Source organism: Aureibacillus halotolerans (assembly GCF_004363045.1).
Taxonomy (GTDB): Bacteria; Bacillota; Bacilli; order Bacillales; family DSM-28697; genus Aureibacillus; species Aureibacillus halotolerans.
The window spans coordinates 58297-70105 of the sequence record NZ_SNYJ01000003.1 but is presented as its reverse complement, the minus strand read 5'-3'; the positions used below and the strand labels follow the sequence as shown (position 1 = coordinate 70105).

The 11809-nt window shown below is 44.4% G+C and carries 10 protein-coding genes and 1 pseudogene; 9 read left to right on the top strand and 2 right to left on the bottom strand.

The genetic code is table 11. The annotated features are described in order from the left end of the window. Positions 1–40: 40 nt before the first annotated feature. From asnS to EV213_RS04800, 4 genes are read left to right on the top strand one after another with little or no spacing between them, the layout of a single operon-like run. Positions 41–1333, top strand: a complete 1293-nt coding sequence (asnS, locus tag EV213_RS04815; protein WP_133579371.1) for an asparagine--tRNA ligase — start codon at positions 41–43, stop codon at positions 1331–1333. Positions 1334–1372: 39 nt separating this feature from the next. Then, a complete protein-coding gene (locus EV213_RS04810; protein WP_133579370.1) occupies positions 1373–2068 on the top strand; it encodes a DnaD domain-containing protein in 696 nt (231 codons plus the stop codon). A 14-nt stretch (positions 2069–2082) separates the two neighbouring features. Continuing rightward, entirely contained in the window at positions 2083–2736 is a 654-nt protein-coding gene (nth, locus tag EV213_RS04805) for an endonuclease III (RefSeq protein WP_133579369.1), read from the top strand. Further along, the gene (locus tag EV213_RS04800; RefSeq protein WP_133579368.1) at positions 2733–3257 is read left to right on the top strand and encodes a YpoC family protein; all 525 of its coding nucleotides are present in this window, start codon (positions 2733–2735) and stop codon (positions 3255–3257) included. The genes nth and EV213_RS04800 overlap by 4 nt, the downstream gene beginning before the upstream one ends. A gap of 180 nt (positions 3258–3437) precedes the next feature. Here EV213_RS04800 and EV213_RS04795 read toward each other — a convergent pair whose 3' ends face one another. Together EV213_RS04795 and recU are read right to left on the bottom strand one after the other, a co-directional pair. Continuing rightward, positions 3438–6167 (bottom strand): penicillin-binding protein 1A, encoded by a 2730-nt coding sequence (locus EV213_RS04795; protein ID WP_133579367.1) that lies wholly within the window; start codon positions 6165–6167, stop codon positions 3438–3440. Between the two features lie 25 nt (positions 6168–6192). After that, entirely contained in the window at positions 6193–6798 is a 606-nt protein-coding gene (recU, locus tag EV213_RS04790; RefSeq protein WP_133579366.1) for a Holliday junction resolvase RecU, read from the bottom strand. Between the two features lie 146 nt (positions 6799–6944). Here recU and EV213_RS04785 point away from each other — a divergent pair, with 146 nt between their 5' ends. The 5 genes and pseudogenes from EV213_RS04785 to EV213_RS04770 all read left to right on the top strand — a co-directional run bounded on the left by EV213_RS04785 (position 6945) and on the right by EV213_RS04770 (position 11809). After that, positions 6945–7886: a DUF2515 family protein gene (locus EV213_RS04785; protein ID WP_133579365.1), complete on the top strand. Its 942-nt coding sequence runs from the start codon at positions 6945–6947 to the stop codon at positions 7884–7886. A 992-nt stretch (positions 7887–8878) separates the two neighbouring features. Then, positions 8879–9084: pseudogene (locus tag EV213_RS21035) on the top strand (hypothetical protein); the annotation flags it as partial. 199 nt (positions 9085–9283) lie between these two features. Then, positions 9284–9742: a MerR family transcriptional regulator gene (locus EV213_RS04780; RefSeq protein ID WP_133579364.1), complete on the top strand. Its 459-nt coding sequence runs from the start codon at positions 9284–9286 to the stop codon at positions 9740–9742. A gap of 55 nt (positions 9743–9797) precedes the next feature. Then, a complete protein-coding gene (locus EV213_RS04775) occupies positions 9798–10169 on the top strand; it encodes a YppE family protein (RefSeq protein ID WP_133579363.1) in 372 nt (123 codons plus the stop codon). 182 nt (positions 10170–10351) lie between these two features. After that, positions 10352–11809: a nicotinate phosphoribosyltransferase gene (locus EV213_RS04770; RefSeq protein ID WP_133579362.1), complete on the top strand. Its 1458-nt coding sequence runs from the start codon at positions 10352–10354 to the stop codon at positions 11807–11809.

The window sequence follows — 11809 nt, the reverse complement described above, 5'->3', positions numbered from 1 at the left end:
TAAATATGAAAAAAGAGTTTAGAAAAAGGGGTTCTCAAAAATGAATAAAACGACAATTATCGAAGCCAAGCAATGTGTTGGCCAACAAGTGACAATCGGAGGCTGGCTGAACAATAAACGCTCCAGTGGAAAAATCGCCTTCTTGCAGCTGCGTGATGGCACGGGGTTTATTCAAGGTGTCGTCGTCAAAGCAACGGATGAAGAAATGTTTCAAAAAGCGAAATCACTCACACAGGAAACATCTTTATATGTTCAAGGGCTCGTTAAAGAAGATGATCGATCCCCTTTAGGAATAGAGCTAGAAGTGACGGGAATAGAAGTCATTCATGAAGCGGTTGATTATCCGATCACGCCTAAGGAGCATGGAACAGAGTTTCTCATGGACCATCGCCATATTTGGTTGCGGTCAAAAAGACAGCACGCGATTATGAAAATACGTAACGAGATTATTCGTGCAACGTTTGCCTTTTTCCAAGACCGTCATTTTGTTAAAGTCGACGCACCGATTTTAACGTCAACGTCTGCCGAAGGAACGACCGAGCTGTTTCACACGAAATACTTCGATGAAGATGCCTATTTGTCACAGTCTGGTCAGTTGTATATGGAAGCTGCCGCAATGGCACTAGGCAAGGTATTTTCCTTTGGTCCGACATTTCGGGCAGAAAAATCGAAAACACGTCGTCATTTGATTGAGTTTTGGATGATAGAGCCTGAGATGGCATTTTGTACGCATGAGGAAAGCCTAGAAGTGCAGGAGACGTACGTCACTTCTATCGTTCAAGCAGTGCTTGACAATTGTCAGATCGAGCTTGAGACGTTAGGTCGCGACACGGATGTGCTTGAGAAAATTAAGGCGCCATTTCCACGCATTACATATACGGACGCTCTGGCGCTTTTACACGAGAAGGGTTTTTCGGACATTTCTTGGGGGGATGATTTTGGTGCACCTCATGAAACAGCCATTGCAGAGGCGTTTGATAAACCTGTCTTTATTACGCATTATCCTACGTCATTAAAAGCCTTCTATATGAAGCCAGATCCAACCAACCCGGACGTTGTAGAATGTGCTGATTTGATTGCTCCTGAAGGGTATGGGGAAATCATTGGTGGCTCTGCACGAATTGATGACCTTGCCCTCATGGAAGAGCGCTACAAAGAACACGGATTAGACCATGAGTCTTATAGTTGGTATTTAGACCTTCGGAAGTATGGGTCAGTGCCTCATGCGGGCTTTGGTCTAGGGTTAGAACGTACGGTTGCGTGGATCTCTGGTACGGAACATGTGCGCGAAACCATTCCATTCCCACGCTTGTTGAACCGCTTGACGCCTTAATTGGCTGTGTCGAAAACGACCAATGAAAGGGGCGTAAGGATGGATAATGAATGGTTTGTGCGTTTGATGAATGAAGGAAATTTTTCAATTCCCTCGGTAATGATGAGATCATATAGACAGCTCGGACTTAACGATCAGGAGTGGATGACAATTATGCATCTTTGGCATCTTCAACAGGAAGGGCGCCTATTCCCTACACCAGAAGAAATGGCAGAACGCATGTCAGCGACGGAGGAGGAGGTTCAAACGATGCTTGCTTCCTTCGTTCGGCGTGGATGGATCGATATCATTGATGCAGCAGATGACCGGTTCATGAAGGCAGAGCGCTACTCCCTTGATCCGTTGTTTTCACGATTGTTTGCCCTCATCTCACAACAACAGAAGCAAAAAGCAGAAGCCAAGGATGAGGCGCTTGAGCAGGAACTCTTTTTTATGTTTGAAAATGAATTCGGTCGCGCATTATCTCCAATTGAATACGAAACGCTCGGCATGTGGCTGGATAAGGATTTATACGAGCCAGGGCTCATTAAGATGGCTCTAAAAGAAGCCGTATTAAGTGGTAAGCTAAGCTTCCGATACATTGATCGTATTTTGTTTGAATGGCAAAAAAACAATATACAATCGGTGGAACAGGCGCAAGAGCACGCAAAGCAATTCCGCGCACGGAAAAAGCAGTCCAAGCCTGAAACGGAAGCACGAAAAGCGACCATTCCTTTCTATAACTGGTTGGACTGAGGGAGGGGACTCGGATGCTTTCAAAAAAACAAACAAAGGCTGCCATAGAAACGATGGGTGAATTGTTTCCTGAAGCAGAATGTGAGCTTATACATCGCAACTCCTTCGAGCTATTAATTGCTGTCGTTCTCTCAGCACAATGCACAGATGTGCTCGTAAACAAAGTGACAGCATCGTTGTTTGAAACGTACAGAACGCCAGAGGACTTTATTTCAGTTTCTTTAGAGCAAGTACAAAGCGATATTCGCTCGATCGGACTGTATCGGAACAAAGCGAAAAACATTCAGGGCCTCTCACATGAGCTCATTGAAAAGTACGACTCGCAAGTACCACATGATCGTCAGGCGCTTGAGGCATTGCCTGGTGTTGGCAGGAAAACAGCAAATGTCGTCCTTTCTGTAGCGTTCAATGAGCCGGCAATTGCGGTTGATACACATGTTGAACGGGTCAGCAAGCGTCTAGGCATTTGTCGTTGGAAGGATTCCGTACGGCAAGTGGAAGAGACACTAATGGACAAGCTTGATGAGGACATGTGGAGCGATGCTCATCATCGGATGATTTTTTTCGGGCGGTATCATTGCAAATCACGTCAGCCAAACTGTCCGAACTGTCCATTGCTCCCCAGCTGTCGTGAAGGAAAAAAACGGTTAAAGGAGGCGGCATCGTGAACATCGTTCCTTTGCCAGAACCATTTAATGTCGCACCGTTTTATACAACAGCAGCATCCACTATTCCATTGCCAGTAAAGGAAGCATCAATCGAGCAATGGCTGGAGGCGGCACCATTTGCGATCGATATCGCAGCGAGTATAGGCGTCGACCATGTGGCAGTTTATCAAGCACCCTATGTAGAGATGAAAAAAGTGTTTACATGGTGGGAGGACTATCAAAAGCCGATACAAGCTGCATTCTCCAGAGACGACAAAGAAGCCGCAGAACGGCCCATGCAGCTTGCGACCTCCGCGTTGATCTCATTACTGTATTGGATTGAACGCAGGACTGTTCCATCGCTCGTCCAATGGCAGGAGCATATTGAGGAACGTGTGGTATGCCCGTTTAACGCGAAGGAACGCTTGCATTTTATTGCGACAAGACCACGACATTATGCGTCCTTTATTCAACTCAATCAGCTCTACAAGGAGCTCGCTAAATCGTTTGCAGCTTATATTGCGAAGCAGAAGCATGCGTGATTGAAACTTTAGTCACAACATATAAAAAATGTGCCCATCGGTGAGAAACGGACCAGGCACATTTTTTTACGTTTACCCAGCTAGGAGGGCATACCTCACTAAATAAATAGGAAAAGGATCTGCCCATTAAGTCACTTATGACTTCTGGACAGATCCTTTTTGTCTTCAACCTATCTACGTTTACGGAGTGGATTCACCATCTGGGTTGTCATTGGATTGATCAGGATTGTCAGACGAATCATTGCCTTCATCCTCGTTGCCAGACGGTTCTTCTTGATCGCCTTCATTTCCATTTCCGTTCCCGTTCCCTGGACCAGGCTCATTCCCTCGACCATCCGAATCTCCATCATTGCCAGGTCGATCTTGGTCGTTTCCTTGTCCATCTTGTGAACCATCATCTGGATTATTGTTTCCAGGGCCGTTATTGTTGCCTTCACCGTCTTCATTATTGCCCTGACCAGGTCCGTTTGACCCGTCATTTTCGTTGTCCTCATCAGAGTTGTCGTCATTACTATTTCCATCTGATGGAAGTTCAATGGTCGTTGTAGATGGCTCGCTTGATTCTCCATCAACCGTCGCCGTAACACGGAAGCCATAGATTCCACCAGGGATCACATTTTCAACAATGATTTCCGTTTGGTCTGTTGTCGTCAAGGATTGGAAACTTCCTTCATCAACGGATACATCGACACTAAATTCTGCGTTATCACTGTCGGCATGATTCCAGGAAAGCTCAATAACGTTCGATTCTCTGTTGTACGATGCGAACAAACCTTCTACTGAAGAGACTGGTTCTTCTTCTTCCTCTTCCTCGAAGTATTGCTGAGAAGTGACTGTCGGCTCAGTTCCACGAATGAAATACTCATACACGATTTCACTTTGTGGAGTAAAGTCACTTGGAAGTCGGGCAGGGGTAGAGCCTTTTTCAACCCCAACACGAACAACAGAATCGGGTTGTTGAAAATCAGCGACTTGATCACCTGATATTTGCGTCATAATCGCACGGAACAACTGCTTCGCAATTTGCTGGGACTGATAATCCATATAAAAATCACTCGTTGTTTTCGGATACCCAGTCCAAATCGCTGTCGTGTACTCTGTGCTATAACCTGAAAACCAGCTGTCAGGAACGGCTCGGTTTGGTAGACCGTATTTCGATCGTGTTTCGTCTGAGTAATTGGACGTTCCGGTTTTTCCGGCAACTGGAACGTTCGCGACATTCGCTGCGGTTCCGGTTCCGCTTTGAACAGCCGTTTTCAGCATATCGCTTATCATAAATGCTGTAGATTCTTTCATTGCCACCTGTGGTTCTGGATCAAAGGTTTTTTCAGTGCCGTCTGGGAAAACAATTTTTGCAATCGTGTGTGGCTCGTTATACACCCCACCATTTCCAAAGGCACTGTATGCCCCAGCCATTTCAAGAGGGGAGACGCCGTTAAACCCACCAATGGAATACGATTCATAAATATTTTCTCCAACGTCGATGCCTAAACCAGCGGCAAAGCCTTTGGCGCGGTCTAGTCCAACCTCTTGTATTGCTTTTAGAGCAGGGATATTCCGAGATTCGGCTAGCGCTGTACGCATCGAAATCTGTCCGAAATATCGATTGTCCCAGTTGTTAATTGGTGTACCATCAGAATATGTGTATTGCTCATCCACCATCTGATGATAGGTGGACCACTCAAGATATTCGATGGCAGGTCCATAATCTAAAATTGGTTTAATCGTGGACCCAGGCTGACGATTGATGTCCGTTGCATAATTGTAGCCACGCTTGACCTCTTGGTTTCGTCCGCCACCAATGGCGGCAATGCCACCGTTTTGTGTACTAACGACGGCAACCCCTGCTTGCATTTGGGCGTCAGGGTACTGTACGTATTTGTTTGTATCCAGCGATTCTTCAACCACTTGCTGAGCTTGTGGGTTTAAATACGTATACACCTTAAGCCCAGAGGAATACAAGTCCATATCACTTTTCTTTTGAAATTCCTCAATCACTTGATCAATGTAAGCATCATAAGGCTGTGGATTGTCTTCTTTTTTGACAATTGTATCTGTCACAGGGATGGCTTTGGCTTTCTCTGCTTCAGCGTCAGTGATAAAACCATTTTTCGCCATTAAATTGATGACGACATTACGACGTTTTTCAGCTGCTTCCGGGTTTCGGAATGGATTGTAATAATTCGGGCTTTGCGGGAGCCCGGCCAACAATGCGGCCTCTTCAATCGTAATTTCGTCGCTTGTAATATCTTTATCAAAGTAAAACTCTGTCGCTTTCGAAACACCATAAATATCCTGAGCAAACAAAATCTTATTCAAATAGAGCTCAAGGATTTGATCCTTCGAATACTGCTGCTCTAGCTTCACTGCAAGCCAAGCCTCTTGAATTTTCCGAGTTAGCTTTTTTTCAGAGGTGAGCAAGTAGTTTTTAACGACCTGTTGTGTAATCGTACTTGCTCCTTCAGCACCAAATCCCTCTTGGAAGTTAGCAATGACCGCGCCACCTATGCGAAGAGGGTCAACGCCAAAATGACTATAGAAGCGAACGTCCTCTGTTGAAACAAACGCGTTTTTTACAATATCAGGGACATTTTCAATATCAACCTGTGTGCGTTTTTGGGCACCTAGCTCTGCGATTTCATTTCCATTGACATCATATATTCGTGATGATAATGGAGATTCAAGGGCTTCAGCACTAATTTCAGGTGCCCCTTGGATAATGATCGCGACGGCAACGCCGCCAATGGATATACATGCCAGCACAAAGATGGCAAGACCCATCATAATGCGCTTAAAGAGAGAAGATTTATCTGCTTTATTTCCTTTTGGACGTGTTGGTTTCTTTGACGAAGACGACGGCTTTTGAGCAGATTGTTTTCGCTCAGCTCTCGTTTTGTATCGTTCTGACATCGTAATTTCCTACCTTTCAAATCTATCATAAGTGCGAAAAATAATAGTGATCGACGGCCTTAAGATAATCAATCCGTGGCGCAAAGCCCATAGCTATGATTTGTCCATGCTCTTCAATATAAGGAAGGGGCATGGATTTGCGTTTATAGGTATCCAAGTTTGCTTGAAAATGAAGCACATGAGTCGCATCCAACAAGAAGGTTTGTTGGGAAGCGGTAAAACGAATGAGCACAAAGGCTAGACCGCCATGCCGTTGTATTTCCTCCATATGAAGCAGCTGGTGAGCATGTAAATTTTTCATCGGGAAGGATGCGGCATTGCGAGTTTCTTTTGCTTCAAAGTCAATGTAGTGTCCCCGATAAACGCCATTATAATCCGTTGTTGAAGGCTGCTTGAAATAGGCCTCTGTTATTTTCGCAGCACTACGCTTTGGGTAATGGACGTCGACAATTTGAATCGGTGTCGGTTTTTTGTGAATAACAGCCACACCATGATTCAAGTAATACTTATTCGATTGATTAAGATCTTCTTCGAGGGTCATGCCTCGGCGCGCATACTCTGGCGATTTGTTGCCTGCTGTTTCCGTAGTAGACGCAGGCGTATATGGTTTTCCATTTGGATACCGCAACAATTTTCACCACCTTATAGAACAGACGCCTTTGTCTATTCTACATTTGATTGCCGTGTGAACACAACAAATATCATGAGAATGGACGATAGTGGTCAGACTAACGTTACAGTTTTGCCGAAAGAATTTAATGGAAGGGAGGAAAAACCATGAAGGAAAGGAAGCTTGTTGCTACGATTCATGAGCTCACAGCAGCATATAACAAAGACAACCTCTCTCGAACGAATGCGTACAGGAAGCTGTATGCTCGTTGCCCAGAATTGCATTGGGCGTTGCTTGCCTCAGTTGTTTCAAGAAATGCTGGCTATCAGATGACCGATCTTTGGCACCCTTATATGAGGCATGGCTTGGCTGAAAAAACACGCTTTCGACTATTTTTAAGCTATGAACGAGCAAATTGGCTTATTTTTCGAGATGCCTTCCCGCAGCTGTTGCTCTACGAAGCTTCCTGCAAACAGCAGCAATCTTTATTCCATTTACTCCACCATTTTCATGTGTCTACTTACATGCACTCCCAGTGGCACGCCTTTTGGACAAACAAAGATGCTATAAAACTTACAGACGCGCTTATTACAAATGAGCAGCATCTTATTTATCGACCAGTGTTTTTACATCATCAACTCCAGCATGTCTTTCATTCAGCTCTTTTTCACCTTCAGCAGGCGATGCATACAAGTGTTATTCTCATGCCATCCATAAAGGGGGAGCTGTATGGCGCATCCGTATACGGGTTTCAGCATCTAAAAAAACGGATTTTATTTGGCAAGATGCTCTATCGAATGTTGTTTCACACACCGTATAGCCAGGATTTGCAGCCTTTTGCAATATACCAACCACATAGCGGGCAACGCAAAGACTACCACACTCTCGTTCACCTCGCCAACGATTTTTCCGGCCCACCATTGCGATGTTGCACCCCAATCGTGAAACAACCACCAGCCAAACAAACCGATTGGTACCAAACCACCAATTTCATAACCCCAAAAACTGTACCAACCACCCCAGAAGTACCAATCACACACTGGTACGATAAAAAACGAGCCCAACTCCAATGGATTTTAAAACGAAAAGCGGAGGCGAGTAAGCTATGAAGCGGAGAGTAGAACATCACGGGGCGAAGAAATGGTTCTTCACATTTCTCTCGAACCGAGATTTCTACCTCGCAGCTTCAGCGAGCCGGAGCTGGCCAAGAAAAGCGGAGGCGAGTAAGCTATGAAGCGGAGGGCAGAACATCACCAAACAGGGAAATGGTTTTTTCATTTCACTCGTTTGGGGATTTCTGTCCCGCAGCTTCAGCGAGCCGGAGCTAGCCAAGAAAAGTGTAGCGCCGCAGCTTCTACGGCGCGAAGCTGGACAACGAAAAGCGGAGGCGAGCATGCTATGAAGCGCAGGAATAAGAGCGTCACCACAAAGGTGCGCTCTTTAGCGTGTTAACAATTCATTGGGACATCATTCTGTTTCTTATGTCGAAGGACGGTTTTCACCGGACGTTTTAGACATAGGGGCTTGCCGTTTTTGGTCGGCATTGTCCTTCGATTGTTTTTGTTGAGCCGGGCTTTCATTCTTCTTTTCCATGACCTTCACCTCCAATTGTAGTTTTTCCACGACTTCATCGTGGTTATTCACTCAACTTTTGCAAGACTCCAGCAGCTAAGAAAACACGACGAGGTCCTCTCGAATCGATGTTACAATCACGGTCGCTTCGTCAAAACACTTCGCATTCCGCGGGCACGGCTTCAGCATCCTCGGAAAGTAAGCTTTCCTGCGGGATCTTCAGCTCGCGCTGTTCCCGCAGGAGTCTACGTATGTTGACACGCTAATGTTTTTTTCTGCGTAAATTGTTTTTTTTATCTTGGTCTCGTATAACGGAGTAAATGGAGAAGCGAGTTGACCTGTTTGTTGCCTTAGAAAACGAGAACATGAAGCGTGTTTTTTCATGCAGAATCACTTTACCTAGTGCCTGAAGATCGTCTGCTTCACAATATTGATGCAGTAGTAAATTTTGATGTTTTTGCAAATTCAGTTCGATCTGTCGGATGAGAGAGTCAGGAAGCTTAAGTGACCTTACGTATTAACTTGAGGTAAGCACAGGCCGATCATAGAACACAAGAATGCAGAGATGAAACGATCCCACGTAATGTATACAACTAAGTACATGGGGCATTTCCGAAACATGCTTACTTAACTGCATTTGAGGTAAACATTAAATGCATGATAAAGCTAATAGGGAAAAAAAGCAGTCTACCCTCGAATGAGGATAGACTGCTTTCTTCTTACCAAAAGATATGAAGCTCTTCATTCTAAAGCTAGAAATCCTTGGTGCGAAAGTTAAGTAACTCATATTTAGCGGAAGGTTTGTCGAATGCCGATGGCTTTTTAGGAATCCCACTTTCTTTAGCGAATCTCTTCTAGTTTTGTCAGCTTGGAAGGGAGTACACGAGCTTTTCCCGAATTGAGTAGACAAAACAATTCATGGGGAGGAACTGCTATGTACCCGCCATTAAAAACAAAAGAAGCGTCAGATGAAATTGGTGTGCGTCCTACGACCATTCGCTACTGGGTAAAAAAATACAATGTTGCTTGCGAACGAAACGATAGAGGCCATTTAGTCTTTCATAAGGAGGCGTTAGAAAAGTTGAGCCAAATTAAAGAAAGTACAAATCTCTCAGGGGATGCCAAAGAGGTCGTGTCGAAGGAAGAATTTGATCAGCGGATGAAAGCGATCTGTACGAAAATGGATGCCATTGAGCAAACGTTAATGAAAAAAGCAGATGAGGTCGTCGCCTTCCAATTGCTTCAGCACCGTAGAGAAATGGATGAGCTGCTTGAACGGGTGGAGAGGATTGAAGGGAAACTAGAAGCCATGAAAAATGCGAAAGAACATGCCATCTTGATTAAACCAACCGAACAGAAAAAAACAGGCTTCTTCCATAGACTAGGGTTTTGATTCATGTTCATTTTCTCGTTACAATGATAAGATGACGTTGTAAGGGGGAACGAATGTGGATCAAAATTACAGCGAATTACTTAAGCTCACTCAGCGTTTGCTTCACTATACGGCTGAGATAAAAACACAATATATCGATGTAGCACCTTTCACCTCGGAAGTTGATTTCTATGGGGACGTCAAACCTTTTGTTGATGAAGTGACTCAGGATATAGAAGCATGGAAACCACTTGCCCTTGAATGGGTTGCTAATGAGAAACCGATGTACATTCATCCGATTCAAATTGAAAAGACAGTTGAAAATTTGCTGATGGTGGCGGTGCAATGCTTTTACACAAAAACAAGAAAGACAAGGTTTTTGAACACAGTAGAAGCCGTCGTCTATGTGATGGCTAATGTAGAGAATCATCTCCTCAAATTATACTGAATGGCGAAGCGGATGGGCTCGGTCACTGCCCAACCTCTTCGTCTTTTTAACTGCCGAACAAGACCAGATTTGGTGAAATTACAGAAAATGCGGAGAAAACATTGACTTTCTATTCGGATGTTGCCTATTCTTTATAGATCAGGTGGATCACATCAATACACCATGACCTTGGAGGCAATGACGTGAACTATGGAAATTTAACGTTACATACAGACAAGTATCAAATTAATCAAATGTACGCCCATTGGAAAAATGGGACTCACAACCGGAAGCGGGTGTTCAATGCGTTCTTTCGCAAAAATCCGTTTCATAATGGATACGCTGTTTTCGCAGGTCTTGAGCGTATTATTGAGTACATCGAGCAGCTTCGTTTTGAAGAAGAGGATATTGCGTATTTGCAGCAACAGCCAGAATCATATGATGCCGCATTTCTTGACGCGTTAAGGAGCTTTCGTTTTACAGGCACGATTTATAGCGTTGAGGAAGGCCAAATCGTGTTTCCGAATGAACCAATCATTCGCGTAGAATGCCGTGTCTTTGAAGGGCACATGATTGAAACAGCACTTTTAAACTTTATGAACTACCAAACCTTAATTGCTACGAAAGCATCTCGTATCCGGCAAATTGTTGGCGAAAACGACATCTTGCTTGAATTCGGCACTCGACGTGCTCAGGAAGCCGATGCCGCCATTTGGGGTGCAAGAGCGGCGTATATTGCGGGGTTTCATGCCACTTCCAATATGCGTGCGGGCAAGCTATTTTCGATTCCGACAGCAGGCACACACGCCCATGCATGGGTCCAGGATCATGAGTCGGAGATAGAAGCGTTCAAATCCTATATGAATGTTTTTCCTGACAATGCTACGCTATTGGTTGATACTTACAATACATTGAAGTCTGGTGTTCCAAATGCCATTAAAGTGGCAAAAATAATGGCTGAAAAAGGCCATCGCTTAAAAGCCATTCGTCTAGACAGTGGTGACCTTGCGACGTTGTCTAAGGAAGCGCGTCGAATGTTAGATGAAGCAGGGTTTGAGGATGTCCAAATTTCAGCGTCGAATGATTTAGACGAAGAGGTCATTCTGCACTTAAAGCTCCAAGACGCCAAAATTACGATGTGGGGCATTGGAACAAAACTGATTACAGCTGCGGAATCACCGGCTTTAGGTGGCGTTTATAAAATGGTTGCCAAAGAAACAGAAACCGGGTATGAGCCTGTTATTAAAATTTCAGAGAATCCGGAAAAAATCCCAACCCCAGGGTTCACTACTTTATATCGGATTATTAATAATCGTACAGGAAAAACAGAGGGCGATTATGTGGCCATGGTCGATGAAAATGTCCAGCAAGAAAAACTGAAAATGTTCGATCCAAGCAATCCGTACAAGTTTAAAATTGTCAAAGACTATACAGCGAAGGAATTGCTAAAGCCAGTGTTTATCGACGGCTCGCTCGTATACAAGAAAAAAACGGTCGAGGAAATCAGGCAGTTTCATTTTGAACAGCTGCAAAGCATTTGGGAGCCTACGTTACGTTTACTGAACCCCCAAACGTATTTCGTTGATTTAAGCCAAAAAGTGTATGACACAAAAATGGCTTTGATTGACCAACATGCCCGTGAGGCAGAAGAAGACAATTGA